The organism is Bradyrhizobium sp. in8p8, assembly GCF_000426845.1.
GTDB classification, from domain to species: domain Bacteria; phylum Pseudomonadota; class Alphaproteobacteria; order Rhizobiales; family Xanthobacteraceae; genus Bradyrhizobium; species Bradyrhizobium japonicum_C.
Genome location: NZ_AUGD01000007.1, coordinates 238,616 through 262,124, shown reverse-complemented (window position 1 = coordinate 262,124; position 23,509 = coordinate 238,616). Strand labels below are relative to the sequence as shown.

The window sequence follows — 23,509 nt, the reverse complement described above, 5'->3', positions numbered from 1 at the left end:
CACACGCTCATTTGAGCATCTCCGGCACGATCAGACGCGGCAGGAACAGCGACACGCTCGGCCAGACGATGACGGCCGCCAGCACGAGCAGCATCGGGATCAGCATGATCACCGTGTCCTTCAGGGCGTAGCGCAGCCGCACGCCGGCGATCGAACAGGCGATCATCAGGCACAAGCCGTAGGGCGGCGTCACCAGCCCGAACGCCAGCGATATGATGGAAATGATCGCGAACTGGACCGGATGGAGATCGACGGACTTGGCCAGAGGCTCCAGCACGGTCCCGACGATGATGATGGCCGGGATTGCGTCCAGGAAACAGCCAACCACCAGAAAGCAAAAGGCGATGAAGAAGCCGGCCGCAACGGCGCCCATTCCCCATGTCGAGACGTTGGCCAGCAGCTCCTGCGGAATCCTGTAGTAGGCGAGCAGCCAGCCGAACGCGCTCGCGGTGCCGACACAGAATAGCGCCACGCCGGCAAGGCGCCCGGTGTCGAGCAAGGCCCTGTACAGTTCGCGTATGCCTGTCTCGCGGTAGAAGAACGCCGAGAGCACGACGGAATAGAGCACTGCGACACAGGCGGACTCGGTCGCGGTGAACCAGCCGAGCAGAATGCCGCCAACGATGATGAACGGCGTCATCAACGCCGGTATCGACCGCCAGATGGCGCATCGCATCTCGACCCAGCCTGACTTCGGATAGGTCGGGTAGCCGCGACGCACAGCATAGACGTGCACAGTCGCCATCTGCGCGCCCGCGATCAGCAGGCCCGGCACGATACCCGCCAGGTACATCGCTGCAATCGAGGTCGAGATCAGCCCGCCCCACACGATCATCAGGATGGAAGGCGGAATGACGACCGCCAGAACCGCGGACGCCGCCGTGATGGCGATGGAGAAGGAGAGATCGTAGCCCTCCTTGGTCTGCGCATCGATGAAGATCTTGGACTGGCTCGCGGCATCGGCTGTGGAGGAACCCGAAATACCTGCAAAGAACACCGACAAAACGACGTTGATCTGTGCCAGCGATCCGGGCCAATGCCCGACCATCGAGCGCGACAGCGCCACCAGCCGGTCGGTGATGCCGCCGATGCTCATCAGGTTCGCCGTCAGCAGGAAGAACGGCACCGCGAGCAGGATGAAGGAATTGTACGCATTGAAGGTCTCCTGCGCGAGCATCATCAGCGACAGGCGCGGCTCGATCAGCAGGATCGGCACGCAGGCAAGGCCAAGCGCAAAAGCGACCGGCACGCGCACGATGAGCAAGCCGACGAAGACGCCGAACAGCACCATCGCAGCCTGGCCGGCAGAGAGCACGGTCCCGTTCATCGCCCAGCCCCAAACAGAACGCGCAGTTCATCGACCATCTGTTCGCCCGCAAACACGATCCACGTCACGCCGGCCACCGGCCAGGCAAGGTGGATCAGCCAGAGCGGCAGATCGGCGAGCTCCGACGTCCTGTTCCAGGCAAAGCGCGTGAATTCGATCCCGGCCCACACAAACACCAGGGCCAGCGCCAGCACGCCGACGCGCGCAATGATCCGCACCGCGGCCTCCGATCGCCGCGACAGGTCGGGCCACACGTCGACCTCGAAGTGCTGCGCCTCCCGGATACCCACCATGGCGCCGATCATGATCGTCCAGATGAACAGGAAGCGCGCCATTTCCTCCGTCCAGATGTAGGACGGAATGAACGGCGTGTAGCGCGAGATGATTTGCAACGTGACCGGGACAACAAGGACACCGACGCAGACGGCCAGCAGGAATTCCAACAATTTCGCATAGGCCGCCGTGAGGCGACGCCACAGCGACGGTGTGGACGGGACGTGCATTTCGGACATTCTGGCTCCGTGCGGCACTCATCCACCACGTCCGGGCAGGAAGCGGGGCCTGCCCGGACCAGGATCGCGGGATGCAACGACCTCAGACGACGTTGATCTTCTCGAAAATGCCTTCCGCGCCGATCTCCTTCGCGTAGGTTGCCATCACGGGATCGGCGAGCTTCTTCATGGCGTCCCGCTCCTCGAAGGGAACGCGCTTGAGCTTGCCGGCCTTCTCGAGCGCGTCGAGCTTGACGACCTCTTCGCTCGACTCAAGCTGACGACCGTAGTCGCCGGCCTCCTTGCCGGCCTTCATGATCGCGTCCTGCAGATCCTTCGGCAAGGCCTTCAGTGTCTTCACCGAGAAGCAGATCGGCCGGATCGATACCGCGTGCTGGGTCAGGTTGAGGTGCGGCGCCACTTCGTAGAACTTCATGGCCTCGACGCCGGCCGCCTCGTTCTCGCCGGCCGATATCACACCGTTCTGGATCGCGTTGTAGATCTCGTTATAGGCGATCACAGTCGGGCTCATGCCGACGGCCGCGAACGTCTTCGACCAGATCGGCGCGCCCTGCACGCGGACCTTGAGCCCCTTGAGATCTGCGAGGTTCTTGAGCGGCTTGTTGGCGAAGATGTTGCGGATGCCGCCCCCAGCATAACCGATCAGAACGACCTCGGCCTTGGCGGCAACCTCGTCGGCGATCGGCGCCAGAATGTTGGCTTCAACGACCTTGTTCATGTGCTCGATGCCCTTGAACACGAACGGCGCATCGATGAACGGGGCCGCCTTCGCGAAGGTCGACATGTGTGCCGGCGAGACGATGCCGTAATCGACCGCCTTGCCCTGCGACATGTACTCGAAATACTGCTTTTCGAGGCCGAGCGAGGAGTTCTTGTGCAGCGTGAAGTTGACGGGCTTGCCGTAGTATTTCTTCACCAGCTCCTCGAACCGGATCAGCGCCCGGTTGAAGGCGTGGTCGTCGTTGAACTGGACTGCGCCGTTCAGCGTGATCGCGCCTTGTGCCCTGAGGATCGACGGCATGCCGATCGTCGCCGCCGCACTGGTCGCACCGATACCAGCGAGAAATGACCTTCGCTTCATCGTTCCCCTCCCTTGATGCTCCGGCCCTGTCACCGGGCCGTGAGTGCAGCCGCTCTGCGGCTTGCGAGAGGCAAGCGTATGAAAATCCGCAGGGGGACGGAAGTCATTTCGCAGCGCTGGCCGTGCTCTTCGTCTCGGGACTACTCCGTCACGACCTGCTGCACTGCACCTGCGCGTCGGCGCGGCATTCCGAAGGGCGGCCTCCGCCCCGCGCACTGCGAGGCAATCGCGAAAATCGTGGCGTAGCGCGGCGCGCGACCGTATGGTCTGCCAAAATCATCCGGCGCCGCTGCGCTGGAACCGGGACCGCCGCGTTGCCAAAACTCACACTGCCCGCCCGGCTAGCTCTCTTGGTCGCGGGAACGATGTTGCCGCTGATCGTGTTTGCCGTCGGCCTTGCCTACTCCAACTATCGCCAGGATCGCAGCGAGGCGACCCGGCGGGTGCTGGAGACCGTACGAAGCATGCGCCTTGTGCTCGACTCCGAGGTGCAGCGCATGACGGGCGGCTTGCAGGTGCTCGCGCTCAGCAATTCTTTGCAGAGCGGCGATTTTGCCGCCTTTCGGCGCCTGGCTGCCGAGTTCACGGGGCAATATGGCGACGACAGCGTGCTGCTGGTGGCCGACAGATCCGGCGACCAGCTCTTCTCGTCCGTGACTCCGGGAGCTGCGAACTTGCCAGCGCGCAACAACCGAGAGATCGTCGAGCGGGTGTTTGCACGCAAGGCGCCGCAATATTCCGATCTGTTCGTCGGCTCTACCAAGAAACAGCCGATCGTGACAGTAGAGGTTCCCGTGCTGCGCAATGGCGAGGTCGCCTATGCATTGTCCTTCAGTCCGCCGATCGCGCTGTTCCAAAGACTGGTCGAGCAGCAGCGTCCAAACGATCAATGGACGGTATCGCTGCTGGACACCAAGGCTCGCGTGTTTGCGCGGACGCCCAATCCAGTCGACACGTTCGGCAAGCAGGCCTCCGGCGCGCTCTACGATGCGATGTCCCGCACGCCGGAGGCTGCGCTTTCGACAATATCGCTCGACGGCGTCCCTCTGTCGTCCGCTTTCACCAAATCACAGCTGACCGGCTGGACGGTGGTGGCCGGCATCGCCGAGAGCTCGTTGATCGCCCCGCTCTGGCGCAACGTCGCGATCACGAGCCTGATCGGCGGCATCCTGCTGCTGGTCGGCCTCACCTTTGCAGTCCGGATGGCAGCAACGATCGCGCGCGGCGAGATGCTGCACAATCTCCTGATCGAGGAGCTCAATCATCGCGTCAAGAACACGCTGGCCCTGATGCAGGCAATCGCGGTGCAGACCTTTCGCAGCGCCAGCCGTGACGAGCGGATCAAGTTCGAGGGCCGGCTCGGCGCGCTGGCCGAAGCGCATAACCTGCTGAGTCAGGAGAAATGGGCGGGCTCCGAGCTTCGGGACGTGATCGCCCGTGCGCTCCAGCCGTTCCTGCTAAGCAATCCCGACCGCATCCGCATGGCTGGACCGCCTGTCCCGCTGTCGCCGCGGCTCGCCGTGGTGCTGTCGATGATCGTGCACGAGATCGCCACCAATGCCGCGAAATACGGCGCGCTGTCCAACGAGACGGGCCGGGTGACGCTGAACTGGGAGATCATCGCTGATGCGCCGAAGCCGCGGCTGCGGCTGATCTGGACCGAGAGCGGCGGGCCGCCAGTGACGGCGCCGGTGCAGCGCGGCTTCGGCTCGCGCCTGATCGAGCGCAGCGCGCGCGATCAGCTCGGCGGCGAGGCAACCGTCGACTTCCTGCCGCGGGGCGTGGTCTGCACGGTGATCTGCACGCTGGACGAGGCGCCCTGATCCGCGGCCTCCTGGCGCATATCGCAACGCAGCACGATCATCCCTGCGACAATTGCGCTTGCCCTGCCCCATTCATCCGATGTTAAACATCGGATGATTGTGCAGCTGCCGGGCGTGGCAGCCAAAGATAATGAACCGGCCGCGACAGGCCGGACGGGAGAAACGTACGAGTGGCAAGAGCGCGCCCGAGCCCCGTCGACAAGCTGATCAAGCCCGGCCGCATTCGCGCCGTGCTGACGACGCTCGGCCGCGAGATCGCCCAGGATCTCATTCCCGTCGGGACGACCCTGCCGCCAGAACCTGAACTCGAGACCCGTTTCGGCGTCGGACGCGGCGTGGTGCGCGAGGCAATCAAGACGCTTGCCGCAAAAGGCCTCGTCAGCGTTCGGCCGCGCCACGGCACGCAGGTGCTGCCGCGTCACGAATGGAGCCTGCTCGACCGCGACGTTCTGAGCTGGCTCGTCGGCCAGGACGAGCCGGATCGCGATCTTCTGCTGGCGATCCAGGAGGTGCGCTCGATCATCGAGCCCGCCGCCGCAGCTCTTGCCGCCGAACGCGCGACCAAGAACGACCGTTGGCGGATCGACACGGCCCTGGCCGCGATGCAGACTGCAAAGGACCAGGCCAGCGCCCTCGCAGCGGACAAGGCTTTCCATCTTGCCATCCTGGACGCGACCCACAATCCCGTCCTCCAGGGCTTCCGCGGCGCGATCGACACCATCCTGAGCACCGTCTTCACCGTCGCCGTCGTGAGCCCCGGCGGCTGGTTCAGGGACAATCTGCCGAACCACGTCGCGGCGGCGCGGGCCATCGAAAGCGGCAACCCCGAGAAGGCGCGCGCCGCGATGGAGCGCCTGCTCGGCTACACCCGATTGAAGCTGTCGAACCGGAAGACGGTCATCGCCGCGGCGAGCCGCAGAGCGGGCGGACCGAACCAGCGCGTCACCAGGACGTCGGGCGTCAAACGTAAGAGAAAAGCCCATGGAGCGTGACAGAAGGCTCGGACGCGCCGCCCGCGATCGCGAGGGGCGCAACCGATGCAGATATGCGATTGCGGGAAACGCGGTTACGATGTCGGGAATGATCAGCGCGAAATGCCGGCACAGGCATAGCTGAGCGTCGGGAGGTCAGATGCAGGTGACGGGCAGTGTGAAAGGTCGATCGTCGCGGCTGATCCGCAGCGTCAGTTCGCTGGCAGGAGCCGCGATGTTCGTCGCGCCGCTGATCGCGCTCGTGGCGATCTGGGCCATCGTCGTCCCGCTGTTCAACGTCAATCCGCGCGTATTTCCCTCGGTGGGAGCGGTCGGCACCGCCGCGCTGGATTCCATCCGCGACGGCACGTTGTTCGCCCATGTCGCCGCCAGCCTCTTGCGCGTCGGCCTCGGCACATTGATCGGCATCGCCACCGCCGTGCCGCTCGGCATCGCCATGGGCGTCAGCCCGACGGTGGCGGCCTTTCTGACGCCGCTGTTCCGCTTCTTTTCGGTGCTCGCCGGCATCGCCTGGATCCCCATCGCGACGCTGTGGTTCGGCTACGGTTTTGGCGCGATCGTCTTCGTGATCTTCAATGCCGTCTTCTTCGTCGTCGCCTACAACACTCTGCTCGGCGTCAGGACCATCCCGCACTCGCTGCGCAATGCTGCCGCCTCGCTCGGCGCCGGTCGCTGGACGCTCCTGACCGAAGTGCTGGTGCCGGGCGCGCTCCCCAACATCGTCACCGGCATTCGGACGGGCCTGGGCTTCGCCTGGCGCGGCCTGATCGCCGCCGAGATGATCGCGACCAATGTCGGGCTCGGCTACATGCTGTTCGTCGCCCGCGACTTCTACCGCACCGAGGTGATCGTGTTCGGCATGATCGTGATCGGCGTGCTCTGGCTTCTGATCGACCGTCTGCTGCTGGTCCCGCTGGAACGCGCGACCATCGAGCGCTGGGGCATGGTGAGGCGCGCATGAATCTGATGCTGCAAATCTGGGCCGGCTATGCCCGCCTGACCCGGCGCTGGCCGGGATTCGCCGCGATCATTCCATTCATCCCGGTGCTTGCGCTGTGGACCGCGGTGAGCGAGGCCGGCTTGTTTCCGCGCGCGTTCTTCCCGGGACCGGCCGATGTCTTGCGCGCGTTCGTCACGCTCACCTACAAGGGGATCCTGCCCGACTACCTCCAGGACAGCCTGATCCGTCTCGCGACCGGCGCCGCAGTCGGCATGGCGCTCGGTATTCCCCTGGGGATTCTGATCGGCACCAGCCGCTGGGCACATCGGATCTGCTGGCCGGTGCTGCTGTTCTTCCAGGCGATCGGCGACATCGCCTGGCTGCCGATCCTGTTGATCTGGTTCGGCTTCGGGCTGACGACGATGACCTTCGTCATCGTCTACACGGTGCTGTTCCCGGTCGTGCTCAACACCGTGCTCGGCGTCGGCTCCGTGCCGCGTGACCTCTCGCGCGCCGCCTTGAGCCTCGGGGCCTCGCGGGCACGCGTGCTATGGGAGGTGACGCTGCCGGCCGCGCTGCCCAATATCATCACGGGCCTGCGCAACGGGCTCGGTTACGGCTGGCGCGCGCTGATCGCAGTCGAGATGATCGTCGGCACCTCCGGCATCGGATTCATGATGTTCGACGCCCGCCGCGCCGGCTCGACCGTCGAGATCATCCTCGGCATGATCATTCTCGGATTGCTCTGGTACATCGTGGATGCCTGGATCCTCGCCCCGCTCGAGCGTGCGACCGGCCAGCGTTGGGGATTGGTGACATCATGAAGACGCTTTCGCTGCGCAATCTCGGCAAGACCTATTTCGACCCCTATGCGGGCGCGCATGTCACTGCCGTCCACGATGTCTCGCTCGACGTCGAGCCGGGCGAATTCATTTCGGTGGTCGGTCCCTCCGGCTGCGGCAAGACGACGATCCTGAACATGATCGCCGGCTTCATCCCCTACTCGAAGGGCGACATCCTGCTCGACGGCAAGCCGGTGCACGGGCCCGGCCCTGAGCGCGGCGTGGTATTCCAGTCGTTCGCGCTGTTTCCCTGGAAGACGGTGCTCGACAATGTCGGCTTCGGCCCGAAGATGCGCGGCGTGCCGAAGGCCGAGCGCGACCGCATTGCGCGCGAATATCTCGCGCTTGCCGGACTCTCGCACGCGGCGCACCGCTATCCCAATGAGCTCTCCGGCGGCATGCAGCAACGCGTCGGCGTGGTGCGCGCACTCGCAAACAATCCCGACGTCCTGCTGATGGACGAGCCGTTCGCCAGCGTCGATGCGCAGACGCGCATGACCCTCCAGGAGGAACTGACCCGCATCTGGCAGGAGCGCAAGCCGACGGTGATCTTCATCACCCATGACGTGCCGGAAGCGGTGTTTCTCGCTAACCGCGTGGTCGTGCTGTCGAAGGGACGCGTGCTCGACCAGATCGCGGTCGACCTGCCGCGCCCGCGGGTGTGGGACGAGCTCGTCAAGGACGACCAGTTCAAGCAGCTCTCGGCGCGCGTGCTGCAGATGGTGCGCGCGGCATGAGCATCGCCTCCGAAGCCTTGCGATCACCCAAGCTGCGCATCGCGCTCGGCGCGATCGCGGCTTGGGCGCTGTTTCAGCTCTGGCTGACCATCGCGGCGCCGGCAAAGATCTCGCCCGAGCTCAAGGGCACATCGGAGAAGGTGAACGTGCAGATCGAGCTGCCGTTCACGCCGGAGCGCTTCCACGTGCTCGCGTTCCAGCAATACGGACGCGTCTCGGGTACGGACGAGCATTCGATCGAACTGCGTGGTGTCAAAAGAACGGACCTCAACGCCGTGGCCCGGCCCTATTGGGTGACGGCAGTGGGGCCGATAAAAGAGGGAGGCTGACAATATGAAAAGACTCGTGTTGCTTGGACTAGCGCTTCTCGCCGGCCTCGTGCCGGCAAGCGCCCAGACGCTGACGAAGCTCAAGGCCGGCATGGTGACCGGCATCGATCAGATCGGCCTGCCGATCGCACTCGAGCGCGGCTTCTTCGAGAAGTACGGGCTCGATGTCACGATCGCGCGCCCCTACGCCACCGGCGTCGACGCGCTGAACGCGTTGCAGGCGGGTGAGAGCGAGATCGTGCAGGTCGGCGTGCCCATGATCGGCGCCGTGCTGCGCGGCATGGACCTCGTCGCGCTCGGCAATTACAGCGGCAATGCCACCAAGGCCGGCTCCGACGCGACCATGGCGATCGTCGCGCGCGAAGGTTCGGGCATCGTCAAGGGCGACCTGTCGACCTTGAAGGGAAAGAAGATCGCGGCCTCCTTCGGCACGATCAACCATCTCTACATCCTGGCGACGCTCGAGAAGGCCGGTCTGAAGCCAGATGACGTGACATTGGTCAACACCCCGCCGCCGGACATGACCGTGGCCCTGCTCGCCAAGGGCATCGATGCGTTCTCGGGCTGGGATCCGTGGCCGATCGTCGCGGGCAAGGACGTGCCGGGCGCGGTCGAGATCATCCGGGGCGGCGACGTGATTTCCTACATCGGCTTCAACGTCGCGCTCCGCCCCTGGGTGCAGGCCAATGGCGAGACCATCGAGAAATTCCTCGCCGCCGTCTCCGAGGCCGACCAATGGATGCGCAAGAACCCGAAACTGGCGGCGCAGGTCGCCACACGCTGGATTCCCGGACTCAAGCAGGAGGTCGCCGAGACTGCGATGCAGTTCAACATCCAGCAGGCGGACCGTCGGCTGTCGGCGAACAACTACCGCGCACTGTGGAGCGCTGAGGACCGCCTCTCTCGGCTGGGCATCCTCAAATCGACCTTCGACGTCAACGCGCATATCGAGCCGAAGCACATTCTCAAGGTCATGAAGGACCGCCCGGAGCTGTTCGCCGATCTGCCGCCGATCCCGGAGGCGGCGGCGATCACGCCGGGCTACGTGTTCAAGCCCTGAGTCGGCCGCACGCGGAGGTGCCGGCGCGACCAGCGCGCCGGCTCCTCTCGGGACCGCGCCCTACCCGATCGTCTGCAGCGCCGGAAACGTCTCCAGCAGCCAGATGCTCACATTCGAGACCGCGCCGGTGAGAAAGCCGATGCCGGTGATCACCATCAAGACGCCCATGGCGCGCTCGATATTGACGAGGTGGCCTTTCATGCGCGCGAACAGCGCGGAGAACTGCTCGATCATCAGGGCGGCGATCAGGAAGGGAATGCCCAGGCCCGCGGAATAGACCGCCAGCAGGCCAGCGCCCTTCGCCACCGTGGCTTCCGCCGCCGCGATCGAGAGGATCGCGGCGAGGATCGGGCCGATGCAAGGCGTCCAGCCGAAGGCGAAGGCGAGGCCCATGATATAGGCGCCCCAGAGGCCGACCGGCCTGGGGATCGGCAGCCGTCCCTCGCGCATCAAAAGGCCGATGCGCGTCAGGCCGAGAAAATGCAGTCCCATGATGATGATGACGATGCCGGCGAGGATCGACAGCTCCGCCGACCATGCACGGATCAGCCCGCCGACCAACGAGGCGCTGGCGCCGAGCGCCACGAACACCGTGGAGAAGCCGAGCACGAACAGCAGCGCCGACAGCAGGATTGCGCGCTTGGAGGCCTCTGCTGGCTCGTCGCTCTCGACGTGCTCGATCGTGGCGCCCGTGAGATACACCAGATAGGGCGGCACCAGAGGCAGGACGCAGGGTGAGAGGAAGCTGACGAGGCCGGCAATCAGCGCCGCCGGGATCGAAACATTTTGCATGATGCAGTCGGAGCCATCTCAGGCCCGGTACGGCGCGCAAGGAACGCGCGCGGCCCGGAGCCGAACCGGCTCTGGTGTAACCGATGCCGGAGAATGCGCAACAGAAGCGCACAAAACCAGGGCTCCTCCCGATGCCCTCCGTGATCACAGATGCGGCATCGGGACGCGCAGAAACCTCGCCAAAAAGCGAGATTCGGCGGCGCGGCTATTTCACCACGCGGAGCAGCGGACGCCGGGGCTGGTCCTGCGTCTGCTTGGAAGGGGTCGGCGGCTCGCTCGCAGCGCTCCGCAGCATCTCGTCGCACAGCGCCTTGAGATCGGCACCGTCGATTCCTTTCAGTTTCATCCGCACGTCGAGGATGACGATGGACAACATCTCCGCCGATTCGCGGCTGCTGCACTCATTGAGAACCCTGCGGCACTCCTCAAGGGTTTCCAGCACCGACTGCAACTGTTCGTCTGAATGCGACACCGGCGTTCTTTCCGTTAATTCGGCCTGCGAGACGTGTTCGTGACGTTCCCTTCGGCTCCCCTGGCAGAGCCAAGATAGCACGAAGCCCCTGCGCCCCCGAACCTGATTCCGGTGTGTTTCTGCCGTGGAACCGCTGTTCTGCCCGCCGTATCCGCGCAGCGCAGTCGGCGATCACCAGGGTGGTTCGGGAGCAAACGCCTGATGCGGCGAGATCGATCCATTGAGGGAGATGACAGCGGCGCTCGCGCGAGAATTCTCGCCGCGGACAGCGCCGGCAATCCCGCAGCCACTTCACGGCCTGCAACGGAACTCACGCCAAACCCCTCAGTCGGAGGACAATCCGTCCAATCCCCATCCTGGGCAACACTCTAATACCGCCCACGAGTAGTAAAGGATGACGTTCAAAACTCGTCGTTCCCCAACCCGTCGTGGTTGTGGTTTGCGCCAGATTCTGCCAGTTTAGCCACCCGAAGGGAATTGTATGCACTCCTTAGCGGAAAGGGGCGTTCCTCCAGCGGAACGCCCAAAGACAAATCTCAGCGGCCTCTCGGATTGGGATGCGGCCCGCATATTTCTTGAAGTCGTCCGATGCGGAAGTTTCCGGTCGGCGGCCGAACGCTTGTCGCTGTCGATCAATGCCGTGCGCCGGCGAATCGACGGTTTCGAACGCCAGACCGGCACGACCCTCTTTACCCGCGACGTTCACGGCACCCATCTTACCGACGAGGGCGCCCTGGTGGTCTCCGCCGTCGAGCGCATGGAGGCGGCCACCTTCGACGTGCTGCGCGCCAGCGATTCGATGGCCAACGCCTTGTCGGGCGAGGTCCGGGTTGCCGTCACCGAGGGGCTCGGCACGTTCTGGCTGGCGCCGCGCCTCGTCGAATTCCAGCAGGCCTATCCGAAGATCCTGGTGGATCTGCATTGCGCGATGCGTTCGGCCGACGTCTCGCGCCACGAGGCCGACGTCGCGATCCACCTGTCGCGCCCTTCGGCGCTCGACATCAAGCTGGTGCGGCTCGGCCGCATGCATCTGATGTTCTGGGCCTCTGAGAAATACATCGCAAAGCATGGCGCGCCGCGGTCGGCGGCGGAATTGATCAAGCATCGCCTGGTGCTGCAATTCGCCGACGAACTCGCCGCCAAGGAAACCTTCGAGAGCTTCTTCCCGGGCGTTCCGGAACGTGACCTTCTGGTCATGAAGACCAACGTCTCAAGCGCCAATTATTGGGCGGTCGCGAATGGCGCCGGCATCGGCGTATTCCCGAGCTACGCCATCGCGCTTGGCGGGAAGTTAATTCCACTGGAGGTCGAGCTGAACCGACCGCTGGATATCTGGCTGTCCTACCACCCCGGTAGCGGCCGTATTCCGCGCGTGCGGCACATGATTGACTGGCTGATCGACGCTTTCAATCCGGCTCGCTTCCCGTGGTTTAAGGAAGAATTCGTGCACCCGCATGAATTCAAGGACTCGTACATGGGCGAACCCCTGACCCAGCTCTTCGGGGGATTTTCAACCGAAGAACAAAGGTGAAAGCAGAGATGAAAGCAGCGGCAAAAAGAATGAAGCAGCGCAGCGCCGGGAAGCCGGACATCGAGCTCGGCAAGCGGATTCGGCTGCGGCGCGTCGAGATGAAGATCTCGCAGGCCGAGCTCGGCGAGAAGCTCGGAGTCAGCTTCCAACAGGTCCAGAAATACGAAAAGGGCGTCAATCGCGTCGGCGCGGCCCGCCTTCAGCAGATCGCCTCCGCCCTCGACGTGCCCGTGACCTTCTTCTACGACGGCGACAACAAGGCGCGCGAAGTCGAGAGCCTGCTCTTCCTGGATTCGGCCTTCAGCCTCCGCCTGCTGCGCGCCTACAGCAAGATCAAGGACCAGACGGTGCAGCGTCAGCTCGTCTCGCTGATGGAATCGATCGCGGCCAACGAGAGCTGAAGTCGAACGACGGTTTGGCCTTCACGGCCGACGTTCAATCCACCGCGTCAAGGGGGCGCGGCTGGATTGAACGAGACCGGACGAAATATGTCTGCGCCCGTGCCCCTGCGCGGGGTCTGTCTCGGGGCGGCCTGGCCGCTCCTTTTTGTTGGCGGTCAGCCGCCACCTTCGTCGAGCTTCGCGCATGCAACCGAAGCACGGGCGGATGCAAGCTGCCCGCCCTTGCCCGGGTTGACCATGGCGGCGCCTGCGCCGCACATTGCGGCTCGTCCTACGACCAGCGAGCGCACGATGCCCGACATGTTCAGCACGACCGGAATGCCTTACGCCGACGGCAGGATCCTCCAGCACGCGGCCGGCGGCGTCGGCGTGATCACCTTCAACAATCCGGACAAGCGCAACGCGATGTCGCTGGAGATGTGGGAGGGATTTGGCATGGCGCTGACCGCCTTGCGCGACGACGACGACGTGCGGGTCGTGATCCTGCGCGGCGCCGGCGGCAAGGCATTCGTCTCTGGCGCCGACATCAGCCAGTTCGAGAAGGCCAGGCACAATGCAGCGGCATCCGAGGAATACGCCAGGCGCAGCGCCGCCCAGCGCGCGCTGCTCGCCGACTATCCCAAGCCGACGATCGCCTGCATCGACGGTTACTGCCTCGGCGGCGGCATGCAGGTTGCGATGCTCGCCGACATCCGCCTCGCCTCGCATGGGAGCCAGTTCGGCATACCCGCAGCCAAACTCGGCATCGCCTACGGCTATGACGGCCTGCGGCATCTGGTGTCGCTGGTCGGTCCGTCCTGGGCGCGGCTTCTGATGTACACGGGAATGCGCATCGATGCCGCAGAGGCGCTCCGCATTGGCTTGGTCGAGCGCGTGTTCCCTGTCGACGAGCTCTGGGGCGAGACCATGATGATCGCAGAGACGGTCTCGCAGAACGCTCCGCTCGCGATCAAGGCCGCAAAGATCACCATCACGCAGGTGCTTGAGGATGAAAGCCGGCGCGACATGGAGGCGGTCAAGGCGATCGGCAATGCCTGCATGGACTCGGAGGATTTCCGCGAGGGCCGGCAGGCCTTCATGGAAAAGCGCAAGCCGCAATTCCGGGGCCGCTGAAGCTGAACCGACATTCAGGAAGATTAAATTCCGCGTGCAGTTCAGCGCCGTTGCAACCACTTGATCCCGCGAAAGTTCTCCCGCCAGCAACGAGGGAGATTGCGATGACACTGAAATTTGCTGTTCTTGGTCTGGCTGCCGTCGGCGGTGTGGCGCTCGCCTCCGGACAGGCACTTGCGGCAATGCCGAACGGCATTCCGCAAGCGGACAAGATTGCAAGCGGTCCGCCCGCCGAGGTCGAGCAAGTGCGCTGGGTCTGTAACCCCTGGGGCCGCTGCTGGTGGCGCCCGAACTATTACCGCGCCTACGGCTACTATGGCGGCCCGCGCTTCTATGGCCCCCGTCCATGGCGCTGGCGTCATCACCATCACTGGCGCCGCTGGTGAACGACCAAGGGGCCTGCGGGCCCCTTTTCCTTGATTACAGCGCCGCGAGCACGGCCTTTGTAATATCCGCCGTGCCGTTGCTGCCGCCGAACTCCATCGGCTTGATGCCGCCGGCATAGATCTGGTCCACCGCACGCTCGATGGTCTCGCCGGCTTCCGCAGCGCTCTCGAGGCCGTGCTTGTCGGCGAGCCAGTCCAGCATCATCGCGGCCGACAGGATCATGCCGGTGGGATTGGCCTTGCCCTGCCCCATGATGTCAGGCGCGGTGCCGTGGCACGGCTGGAACACCGCATATTCATCGCCGATATCGGCCGACGGTGCCATGCCGAGGCCGCCGATCAGGCTCGCTGTGATGTCGGAGACGATGTCGCCGAACATGTTCTCCATCACCATCACGTCGAAATCCCAGGGCCGCTTCACCAGCATCGCCGAGCAGGCATCGACATAGAGCCGGTCGGTCTTCACCTCGGGATGCTTCTTCGCGATCTCGTCGAAAATGCCGCGGAAGAACGCAAACGCCTTGAACACGTTCGCCTTGTCGACGCAGGTGAGCGCGCCCGGCCTGCCGCGCGCCTTGCGCCGCTCCGCGAGGCGAAACGAGAATTCGAACAGGCGCTCGGAGGTGCGACGCGTGATCACCATGGTCTCGCGCGCGTCCTCGTGGGTGACGACGCCCTTGCCCATCGAGGCGAACAGGCCTTCGGTCGATTCCCGAATGACGACGAGATCGATGCCGCGCTGGTCGGCGCCGACGATCGGGCTCGGCACGCCCGGAATGAGCCGCGCCGGACGCACGCCGGCATAGAGATCGAAGATGAAGCGCAGCTCGATCTGCGGTGCGATCTCGGTGTTGTCGGGGTAGCGCACCGAGGGCAGGCCACAGGCGCCGAGCAGGATCGCATCCGCCTCCTCGCACAGCTTGATGGTCGAGTCGGGCATCGACTTGCCAGTGGCCAGATAGTTGTTGGCGCCGGCCGGCGCCTCGGTGAAGCGGAAGCTCAGGCCGGACTTCTGCTCGACCTTGCGCAACACTTCGAGCGCCGGCGCCATGACTTCGGGGCCGATGCCGTCGCCGGCGAGCACGGCGATATGGAAGGCGTTGTTTGCGGACATTCGAGAGCCTCGGGGAAGGAGTCAGCCAAGTCGTCATTGCGAGCGAAGCGAAAGAATCCAGAACTGCATCTGCGGCGACGTTCTGGTTTGTTCGTGGCTTCGCTCCTCGCAATGACGGGGAGAGTGTCAATCTTTACGGCGTCAACACCGTGCGCCCGACCACCGCACCCTGCTGCAGTTGCAAGAGCGCATCGTTCGCCTTGGCGAGCGGGGCCGTCGTCACCGGGATCGGCGGCACCTTCTTCGTCCGGACGAGGTCGAGCAATTCCTGCGTCTCACGCAAGTTTCCGACATAGCTGCCCTGGATCGTGATCGCCTTGATCGGAATCAGCGGCAGCGCCCAGGTCGCGCCGCCGCCGAACAGGCCGACGATGACGAGCTTGCCGCCCTTGGTCAGGCAATCGAAGCCGAGCTGCGTCGTCGCGGCGTTGCCGACGAGGTCGATCACGGCGCGGATGGGGCCTCCCGCCTTCTTGGCAAGCTGCTCGAGCGCATCCGGCGCCTTGGGATCGACGGTCGCCAGCGCGCCGGCCTTCTCGGCGGCTTCGCGCTTCTTCACGTCGATGTCGACCATGATGGCGCCCTTGCCGCCCATCGCCTTGAGCAGCGACAGCGCCATCAGGCCGAGGCCGCCGGCGCCGAACATCACGATGGGCGTGTCGAAGTGCTGCTCGACCTTCTTCAGCGCGCTATACGTGGTGACGCCCGAGCAGGCATAGGGCGCGGTCGTCGCGGGGTCGAGACCTTTCAGATTGAGCAGATAACGCGGATGCGGCACCAGCATGTGGTCGGCATAGCCGCCGTCGCAATAGACGCCGAGCGAGCGCGGCGTCAGGCACATGTTCTCGTCGCCGGCAAGGCACGTGGCGCATTTGCCGCAACCGATCCAGGGATAGACGAGGCCGACATCGCCGAGCTTGAGATCGCCCTGGTCGGTCGGCTTCACGTCGGGACTGAAGGCAAGGATTTCACCGACCGTCTCGTGGCCCATGGTCAGCGGCAGGTTGATGCCGCGGTCCTTCAGCGACAGCGGCTTGCGGCCGTGGCCGAGATCGTAGCCGCCCTCCCAGATGTGGAGATCGCTATGGCAGACGCCCGCGGCTTTCACCTTGATCAGCACCTGCGTGCCCGACGGCTGCGGCGTGGCCTCGTCGAACTCCTTCAACGGCGCTTTGAAATCGGCGACCTTGAAACTCTTCATCGGCGTCCTCCCGCATGCTTCTTGCTTGTCGCGCCACCATGCCACGGCGGGCGAGACGAGACAAACCCGGAGCCGTCTTAGTTCAGGCCAGCGGATGGTGGCAAGCCGCGAACTGGCCGGGAACGACCTCGCGCAACTCCGGTATCTCCGCGCTGCATCGCTGATCGGCCCGCGGGCAGCGGGTACGGAAGCGGCAACCGGACGGCGGCGCAATCGGCGATGGCGGCTCCCCGGTCGCAACACTCTCTGCGGGACGCACGTCCGGATCGGGCACCGGAATCGCCTGCAGCAGCAGCCCGGTGTAGGGATGCGCGGGCCTTGCGAACAATTGCTCCGAGGGCCCGACCTCGCAGAGCCGACCGAGATACATCACCGCGACGCGGTCGCTGACGGCTTTGACGACTGCGAGGTCATGCGCAATGAACAGCAGCGTCAGACCGAAGCGCACCTTCATCTCCTCCAGCAGATTGAGGATCTGTGCGCGAATTGAGACGTCGAGCGCCGACACCGGCTCGTCGCAGACGATGAACTCCGGATTGAGCACCAGCGAGCGCGCGATGCAGATGCGCTGGCATTGCCCGCCGGAAAATTCATGCGGCAGACGTCCCGCCACGAGATCGGGATCGAGCCCAACCGCAGAGAGCACCTCGTGGACCCTACGCTTGCGTTCGGCGGCATCCTTGATCCCGGCGATGATCAGCGGCTCCGCCACGATGTCGCCGATGCGCCGGCGCGGATTCAGCGAGGCGATCGGATCCTGAAAGATCAGCTGCACGCGCCGGCGCATTTTCCGCAGCGCCTCGCCCTCCATGGCCGTGAGGTCCTCGCCGTCGAACAGCACGCGGCCGGATTTGGCGCGGCGCAGCTGCAAGACCGCGCGTCCCAGCGTCGACTTGCCGCAGCCGGATTCGCCGACCAGTCCCAGCGTCTCGCCGCGCGCGACCTGGAGACTGACTCCGGAGACGGCGTGCACCGTCTTGTTGCCGAGACCATATTCGACGACGAGATTGTTGACCTCCAGAAGCGGCTCGGGGCGGACGGCAAGCTGCATCATGCGCCGATCCCCTCCGCCATCCGGATTGGATGGAAACAGGCGTACCGATGCCCGGGCGTCTCCGCATCCATCAGTTCCGGCTTGGCCTCGTGACAGCGGCCAGCGGCATAGCGGCAGCGCGGCGCAAAGGAGCAGCCCTTCAGCGGCCGCGTCGGATCGGGCGGACGGCCGGAGATGGCCGGCAGCGGCGTATGCGGCGCAGTGTCGAGCTTCGGGATCGCCGCCAGCAGCGCCTCGGTGTAGGGCATGTGCATGCGCTTGAAGAGCGCAGACGTCGGCGCGCGCTCCACCACCCTGCCCGCATACATCACGGCGACCTCGTCGGCACGGCCGGCGACCACGCCGAGATCGTGGGTGATGATGATCATCGCCATGTGCCGGCGGCGCTGCTCGCGCGCGAGCAGATCGAGGATTTGAGCCTGGATCGTGACGTCGAGGGCGGTCGTCGGCTCGTCCGCGATCAGAAGCTTCGGCTCGCAGGACAATGCGATCGCGATCGCGATGCGCTGGCGCATGCCGCCGGAACATTGGTGCGGATATTGCGCGAGCCGTTGCTCCGGCGCGGGGATGCCGACCGCTGCCAGCAGCTCGATGCTGCGCTTCTTCGCGACCGGCGCGTCGAGTTCGAGATGCTCCTGGATCGTCTCCATCAGCTGCGTCCCGATCGTGAGCACGGGATTGAGCGAGGTCATGGGATCCTGGAACACGACCGCGAGATCGCGTCCCCGGAGCCGGCGCAAGCGTTCTGCGTCGAGCCGCACCAGATCCTGGCCGTCGAAAATGACGCGTCCCGCGAGCTTCGCCTTCTTCGGCAACAACTGAAGCACTGCGCGCGACAGCATGGTCTTGCCGCAGCCGGATTCGCCGACGATGCCGAGCGTGCGGCCGCCTTCCAGCGAGAGATTGACATGATCGACGGCGCGCAGATTGCCGCGCGGGGTCGGCAGGTCGACCGCGACGTTCTCGATGGTCAGAAGAGGCGCGCTCACAGCGCCCCCTGACGCGGGTCGGTCAGCGCCCGCAAGGTGTCGCCGACGAGGTTGAACGCCAGCACGGTCAGGAACAGCGCCGCCGCCGGCAGGAAGGCAAGCCGCGGCGCAACGTCGAGGCTCTCGCGTCCTTCCCCGATCATGCTGCCCCAGCTCGGCATTGGCGGCGGCACGCCGAGGCCGAGAAAGGAAAGCGCGCCCTCGACCACGATGGTGACGGCGACGCCGAGCAGGAAGAAGGCGAGCAGCGGCAGGATCACGTTCGGCAGCAGCTCGCGCAGGAGGATGCGGGCATGGCTGGCGCCCAACGCCTCGGCCGCGATCACGAACTCGCGCCGCGCCAACGTCAGCGTCGCCGCACGCGCCACCCGCATGAAGGCGGGAATGCCGAGCACGCCCAGGATGACGGTGAGATTGGGAACGGATTGCCCGAGATAGGCCGTCACGGCGAGCGCGAAGATCAGCGGCGGAAAGGCCAGCAGCACGTCCATGCTGCCGACCACCACCGTCTCGAACCGGCCGCGAAAATAGCCGGCAACGAGGCCGAGCGCGCCGCCGATAACGAGGCCGATCATCGGCGCGATCAGCCCGACCGTCAGCGACACGCGCGCACCGAAGATCAGCCGGGCGAGCTCGTCGCGACCGAGTCCGTCGGTGCCGAGCCAATGCTCACTCGAGAAGGTGGCACGGCGCTCCAGCATGTCCATGTCGACCGGGTTCTGCAGCGGCAGCACCGGTGCAAGTATTGCGAGCGAAAGGATGATGGCAAGCCAGCCGCCCGCGACCCAGAACAGGAAGCCGAACTTGTTGCCGCGAACGGGCGCGGATGCCACCTCGTCCTGAACTGACAGCTCAAGCGTGGCCATGGCGGATCCTGGGGTCGAGCACGGCGTATAGCATGTCGACGATGAAATTCACGATGACGAAGCCGCAGGCGACCAGCAGCACCACGCCCTGGAGGATGACGAGATCGCGGGTGTAGATCGCACCGACCAGCAGCCGGCCGATGCCCGGGAGCGCGAAGATCGATTCCACGATCAGTGTGCCGCCGAGCAGGCGGCCGATGTTGATGCCGGTCACCGTCACCAGCGTCAGTGACGAGGGTTTCAGCGCATGCACGAACAGGATGCGCGCGGGCTTGAGGCCCTTGGCCTTGGCGAGCGCGATATAGTCCTCCTGCAAGGTCGCGATCATGTCGGAGCGCAGCACGCGCATGATGCCCGGCCATTCCGCGAGCGCGAGCGTCAGGGCCGGCAGCACGAAGAAGCGCAAGTTGGCGAGCGGCGCCTCGGTGAACGGCACATATCCGGTCGCCGGCAGCCACCGCAGCTCGACCGCAAACAGATAGATCAGGAGGATTGCAGTGAGGAAAGACGGCATCGACAGCATGGCGAAGGCGCCGCCGGTCATGAAGCGGTCGAACGCGCCGCCGGCCCGCGCGGCGCAGACGATCGCGAGCGGCACGCCGATCAGGAGCCCGATGAACTCGGCCATCAACATCAGCTGCAGCGAGACCGGGATGCGCTCGGCGACCGCCTGCAGCACCGTCTGCCCGGTGCGGAAGGAACGGCCGAGATCCCCCTGCATCACCTGACCGAGCCAGCTCAGGTAGCGCCACCACAGCGGCTGGTCGAGCCCCATGTCGCGACGCAGTGCCGCGACGTTCTCCGGGGTCGCCTGGTCGCCGAGGATGACGAGTGCCAGATCGCCCGGCAGCAGCGAGGCGATCAGGAACGTCAGGAGCGACACGGCAAGCAGAACCGGCAGCATGGCAAGGAGCCGCCGAACGACGAAGTTCAGCATCGCGCGGTCATTCCAGCCAGGTGGTCGAGACGTCGATCACGCCGTTGTAGATCTTCGGAAAGCCCTTCAGCCTGGTGCTCGACAATGCGTAATAGGTATTCTGGAAGGTCCAGAACCAGATCGCCTCCTTGTTGATCAGGCGGCTGATCGCGCAATAGTCCTCGGTGCGCTGGCCGAGCTCGGCGGTCACGCGTGCATGGTCGAGAAGCTTGTCGAGCTCGGGATTCGAGTATCCGGCGAGCGCCAGCGGGCTGCCGCTGCGGAAGTTCGCGTACATCTGCGGATCTGGATCGGCGAGATCGACGATACGCCACGGCGTCAGCTGGAACTGGCGGGTGAAGGCGCGCGAGGGAATGGTGGCCTGATCGACCTGCTCGATCTCCATATTGGCGCCGACGCGCTTCCAGAACTGCTGCAGCACCTGGCCGATCATGCGGCCGCGCGGCGTCGCCGTCACCAGCATCTTGAACTCGACCGGCTTGCCGTAATCCTTGATCAGCGCCTTGGCCTTCTCGACGTCGAACGGCAGCGCGCCGTCGTCCTTGCACTTGACCCAGGAGCCGTCGCCGTAGGGATTGCTCGCCGGCCGGCTCAGACCGTTGCTGATCGCCTGCGACATCTTGGGACGGTCGATCGCCATCACCAGCGCCTGGCGCACGCGGACATCGTCGAAGGGCGCGACCTTGGTATTGAAGGCATAGACCGCAGCGCCCGAGCCCTTGTAGGTGTGCACGGTGAGCTTCGGGTCCTTCTGCGCCCTCATGATGTTGTCGGCGTCGTTCTCGTCGTCCCAGATGATGTCGGCTTCGCCCGATTGCAGCGAAGCGAAGCGCGACTGCGCGTCGGGCAATGGTTTCAGGATGATGCGGTCGAGATAGGGGCGACCCTTGTCCCAATAGTTGGGGTTCTTCTCCAGCACCATGCGGTCGCCGGCGGTCCAGGATTTCAGGATGTAGGGACCGGTGCCCACCGGATTGCGGTTGTAGTCGTCGCCCTTGGTCTTCCAGGCCGTAGGCGAGTGAACGACGTTGTTCTGGCTCTGGATGGTGATCACCGCCGGCAGGTTCACTGAAGGGTCGGTGAGATTATAGACGATGGTGTCATCGTCCGGCGCCAGCACCTCCTTGACGTTGCTGATGTAGAAGGCGCAGCGGCACTTGTTGGCGGGATCCTTTTGCCGGTCGAAATTCTCCTTGAAAGCCCGCGCGTTGAACGGCGTGCCGTCGTGGAATGTCACGCCCTGGCGCAGCTTGAAGGTCCAGGTCTTGTAGTCGGCGGAGTGGGTCCAGGACACCGCGAGCTTGGGCGCGGCTTCTCCCTTTTCATTGAGCGTCGTCAGCGTGTCGAAGATCGCGGCGGCTGCGGTGAAGGTCGAGGTGTCGTAGACGCCGACCTTGAGCGGATCGAAGCCTGCGATCTCCAGCTCCTGGCCGACCGTGATGCTGCCGCCCGGTTTCTGCGCCTGCGCCGGCGCGGCCAGCGCAAAGGCCGCAACGAGGAGAAGCGGCGCGCGCTTGCGTGCCGCGGCAGCGATGTTCGTCATGGTTCCTCCCGGATCGCTCGTCCGATGTTTCGGATCGTTGAACGACTTGAGGGCGAGATTGACGACAAATGCCCGCCACCGCAAGAGGAACGAACAGAAGTCCGAGCGCCGCACGCGGCGGCGATGTCGCTCAGTTCGTCGCGGCTGTTTTGCCTGGCGGAATTGACGTGTCGCTGGCGATGCCGATCTCGTTGCGCAGCGCGTCGGTGTGCTCGCCGAGCACGGCGATCATCTTGCCGGGCGCGGTGTCCGCGCCGGACATCCGGAACGGCAGATTGAGCACGCGGAAGGAGCCACCCTCGTCCCGCACCTCGGAGAGCGCCTGCCGGTGCGCAAGCTGCGGGTCGGCCAGCGCCTCGGCCACGGTGCGGTAGGCCGAGGCCGGCACGCCGGCAGCGCCAAGCGCGGCGAGGCACGCATCGGTCTTGAGCTGACGCGACCAGATCTCGACGCCGTCCATCAGGTCAGCCCAGTTCTCGCGGCGCGCCGCGTAGGTGGCAAAGCGTGGATCGGAGATCCATTCGGGGCGTCCGATCACGGCCATCAATCCCTGAAACGTCTTCTCGCTTGCGACCGTGATCATGACATAGCCGCTCGCCGTCTCGGTCGGGCCGAACATCGGGCGCGGCGGCGGCTTCACCGCGAATTGCGAGCTCTGCAGCTCGATCACCGTCAAGCTCAGCATGGATTCCAGCATGGAGACGTCGATATGCTGGCCCAGGCCGGTCACGCTGCGCTGATAGAGCGCCGAAGCAATCGCGCCGAAGCCGTAGGTCCCGGTGACGACGTCGGCGTGATAGATGCCGCAATAATCGGGACGGTTGCGGCCCGGCTGATAGGCCAGATGCGCCATGTCGTAGCCGGACGCCGCATGGATCACGGGGGCGTAGGCCGGCAGCTCGGCCGAGGGGCCGGTCTGGCCGTAGCCGGAGATCGAGCAGTAGATCAGCCTCGGGTTGACCGTGCGCAGCCGGTCGTAGTCGAGCCGCAGCCGGTGCATCACGCCCGGGCGGAAATTCTCCACCAGAATGTCGGCCGTCGCGGCCAGCCGGCGGACCGTCTCCCTGCCGTCCTCGGACTTGAGGTCGAGCACGACGCTCTTCTTGCCGACATTGAGCTGACCGAACACGGTGCTGCATCCCTGGCGCAAGGGAGGCCGGGTCCGCATCGTCTCCCCGCCCTCGGTCTCGATCTTGATGACCTCGGCGCCCATGTCGGCGAGCATGCGTGTGCAATGGGGGCCGGCGATCGTCGTCGAAAAATCCAGGACGCGCAGGCCCGCGAAGGCCTTTGTCGTCGTTCCCTCATGCTTATCTGCTAGCTGCATCCCCGGAGCCCTCTTGGAACCTTCAATGTTCTCTCTTGTTGATGCGCTGACCCTAGAGGGCGGCGGCTGAGTAGGAAAGTATTTACCGAGCGGACGCGCCGAATGGGGGGCTTGGGAATTCCAGGACAACTGGACCCGTT

24 protein-coding genes are annotated in these 23,509 nt (G+C 65.0%); 11 read left to right on the top strand and 13 right to left on the bottom strand.

The features are described from left to right. Window positions 1–7: 7 nt before the first annotated feature. The 3 genes from K408_RS0119625 to K408_RS0119615 form a co-directional block, all read right to left on the bottom strand. Window positions 8–1,327 (bottom strand): TRAP transporter large permease, encoded by a 1,320-nt coding sequence (locus tag K408_RS0119625; RefSeq protein ID WP_024340113.1) that lies wholly within the window; start codon window positions 1,325–1,327, stop codon window positions 8–10. Then, window positions 1,324–1,839, bottom strand: a complete 516-nt coding sequence (locus K408_RS0119620; RefSeq protein WP_024340114.1) for a TRAP transporter small permease — start codon at window positions 1,837–1,839, stop codon at window positions 1,324–1,326. Before K408_RS0119620 ends, K408_RS0119625 begins: the two co-directional genes overlap by 4 nt. 82 nt (window positions 1,840–1,921) lie before the next feature. After that, a complete protein-coding gene (locus K408_RS0119615) occupies window positions 1,922–2,920 on the bottom strand; it encodes a TRAP transporter substrate-binding protein (RefSeq protein WP_024340115.1) in 999 nt (332 codons plus the stop codon). 365 nt (window positions 2,921–3,285) lie between these two features. Here K408_RS0119615 and K408_RS0119610 point away from each other — a divergent pair, with 365 nt between their 5' ends. From K408_RS0119610 to K408_RS0119580, 7 genes are all read left to right on the top strand, one after another. Continuing rightward, entirely contained in the window at window positions 3,286–4,743 is a 1,458-nt protein-coding gene (locus tag K408_RS0119610) for a sensor histidine kinase (RefSeq protein ID WP_051160682.1), read from the top strand. Window positions 4,744–4,913: 170 nt separating this feature from the next. Then, the gene (locus tag K408_RS0119605; protein WP_024340117.1) at window positions 4,914–5,735 is read left to right on the top strand and encodes a FadR/GntR family transcriptional regulator; all 822 of its coding nucleotides are present in this window, start codon (window positions 4,914–4,916) and stop codon (window positions 5,733–5,735) included. A gap of 139 nt (window positions 5,736–5,874) precedes the next feature. Then, window positions 5,875–6,696, top strand: a complete 822-nt coding sequence (locus K408_RS0119600; protein ID WP_029674140.1) for an ABC transporter permease — start codon at window positions 5,875–5,877, stop codon at window positions 6,694–6,696. Beyond that, entirely contained in the window at window positions 6,693–7,499 is an 807-nt protein-coding gene (locus K408_RS0119595) for an ABC transporter permease (protein ID WP_024340119.1), read from the top strand. Before K408_RS0119600 ends, K408_RS0119595 begins: the two co-directional genes overlap by 4 nt. Continuing rightward, a complete protein-coding gene (locus tag K408_RS0119590; RefSeq protein ID WP_024340120.1) occupies window positions 7,496–8,254 on the top strand; it encodes an ABC transporter ATP-binding protein in 759 nt (252 codons plus the stop codon). Before K408_RS0119595 ends, K408_RS0119590 begins: the two co-directional genes overlap by 4 nt. Next, window positions 8,251–8,583, top strand: coding sequence for a hypothetical protein (locus K408_RS0119585; RefSeq protein WP_024340121.1), 333 nt, complete (start codon window positions 8,251–8,253; stop codon window positions 8,581–8,583). Before K408_RS0119590 ends, K408_RS0119585 begins: the two co-directional genes overlap by 4 nt. Before the next feature lie 4 nt (window positions 8,584–8,587). Beyond that, a complete protein-coding gene (locus K408_RS0119580) occupies window positions 8,588–9,643 on the top strand; it encodes an ABC transporter substrate-binding protein (protein ID WP_024340122.1) in 1,056 nt (351 codons plus the stop codon). A gap of 60 nt (window positions 9,644–9,703) precedes the next feature. On the opposite strand, the gene K408_RS0119575 is transcribed toward K408_RS0119580, so the two are convergent. Continuing rightward, on the bottom strand, window positions 9,704–10,435 hold the full coding sequence (locus K408_RS0119575; protein ID WP_029674142.1) for a cytochrome c biogenesis CcdA family protein: 732 nt from the start codon (window positions 10,433–10,435) through the stop codon (window positions 9,704–9,706). A gap of 205 nt (window positions 10,436–10,640) precedes the next feature. Next, on the bottom strand, window positions 10,641–10,907 hold the full coding sequence (locus K408_RS0119570) for a hypothetical protein (RefSeq protein ID WP_024340124.1): 267 nt from the start codon (window positions 10,905–10,907) through the stop codon (window positions 10,641–10,643). 481 nt (window positions 10,908–11,388) lie between these two features. Here K408_RS0119570 and K408_RS0119565 point away from each other — a divergent pair, with 481 nt between their 5' ends. The 4 genes from K408_RS0119565 (at window position 11,389) to K408_RS0119545 (ending at window position 14,338) form a co-directional block, all read left to right on the top strand. Then, the gene (locus tag K408_RS0119565; RefSeq protein WP_024340125.1) at window positions 11,389–12,438 is read left to right on the top strand and encodes a LysR family transcriptional regulator; all 1,050 of its coding nucleotides are present in this window, start codon (window positions 11,389–11,391) and stop codon (window positions 12,436–12,438) included. A gap of 29 nt (window positions 12,439–12,467) precedes the next feature. Continuing rightward, entirely contained in the window at window positions 12,468–12,839 is a 372-nt protein-coding gene (locus K408_RS0119560; RefSeq protein WP_020608151.1) for a helix-turn-helix domain-containing protein, read from the top strand. Between the two features lie 291 nt (window positions 12,840–13,130). After that, window positions 13,131–13,952, top strand: coding sequence for an enoyl-CoA hydratase (locus K408_RS0119550; protein WP_024340126.1), 822 nt, complete (start codon window positions 13,131–13,133; stop codon window positions 13,950–13,952). 104 nt (window positions 13,953–14,056) lie between these two features. Beyond that, window positions 14,057–14,338: a hypothetical protein gene (locus K408_RS0119545; RefSeq protein ID WP_024340127.1), complete on the top strand. Its 282-nt coding sequence runs from the start codon at window positions 14,057–14,059 to the stop codon at window positions 14,336–14,338. Window positions 14,339–14,372: 34 nt separating this feature from the next. Here the strand turns inward: K408_RS0119545 and K408_RS0119540 are convergent, their stop codons facing one another. From K408_RS0119540 to K408_RS0119505, 8 genes are all read right to left on the bottom strand, one after another. Next, the gene (locus K408_RS0119540; protein ID WP_024340128.1) at window positions 14,373–15,452 is read right to left on the bottom strand and encodes an isocitrate/isopropylmalate dehydrogenase family protein; all 1,080 of its coding nucleotides are present in this window, start codon (window positions 15,450–15,452) and stop codon (window positions 14,373–14,375) included. Between the two features lie 133 nt (window positions 15,453–15,585). Continuing rightward, window positions 15,586–16,653 carry an alcohol dehydrogenase gene (locus K408_RS0119535; RefSeq protein ID WP_024340129.1) on the bottom strand — a complete coding sequence of 356 codons (1,068 nt, stop codon included), beginning with the start codon at window positions 16,651–16,653 and terminating at the stop codon, window positions 15,586–15,588. Between the two features lie 82 nt (window positions 16,654–16,735). Beyond that, the gene (locus K408_RS0119530; RefSeq protein ID WP_024340130.1) at window positions 16,736–17,707 is read right to left on the bottom strand and encodes an ABC transporter ATP-binding protein; all 972 of its coding nucleotides are present in this window, start codon (window positions 17,705–17,707) and stop codon (window positions 16,736–16,738) included. Then, entirely contained in the window at window positions 17,704–18,696 is a 993-nt protein-coding gene (locus K408_RS0119525) for an ABC transporter ATP-binding protein (RefSeq protein WP_024340131.1), read from the bottom strand. The genes K408_RS0119530 and K408_RS0119525 overlap by 4 nt, the downstream gene beginning before the upstream one ends. Continuing rightward, window positions 18,693–19,562, bottom strand: coding sequence for an ABC transporter permease (locus K408_RS0119520; protein ID WP_024340132.1), 870 nt, complete (start codon window positions 19,560–19,562; stop codon window positions 18,693–18,695). The genes K408_RS0119525 and K408_RS0119520 overlap by 4 nt, the downstream gene beginning before the upstream one ends. Then, a complete protein-coding gene (locus K408_RS0119515) occupies window positions 19,549–20,499 on the bottom strand; it encodes an ABC transporter permease (protein WP_024340133.1) in 951 nt (316 codons plus the stop codon). Before K408_RS0119515 ends, K408_RS0119520 begins: the two co-directional genes overlap by 14 nt. 7 nt (window positions 20,500–20,506) lie before the next feature. After that, window positions 20,507–22,042: an ABC transporter substrate-binding protein gene (locus K408_RS0119510; protein ID WP_024340134.1), complete on the bottom strand. Its 1,536-nt coding sequence runs from the start codon at window positions 22,040–22,042 to the stop codon at window positions 20,507–20,509. A 130-nt stretch (window positions 22,043–22,172) separates the two neighbouring features. Then, window positions 22,173–23,369 carry a CaiB/BaiF CoA transferase family protein gene (locus K408_RS0119505; protein ID WP_024340135.1) on the bottom strand — a complete coding sequence of 399 codons (1,197 nt, stop codon included), beginning with the start codon at window positions 23,367–23,369 and terminating at the stop codon, window positions 22,173–22,175. Between the last annotated feature and the right edge of the window lie 140 nt (window positions 23,370–23,509).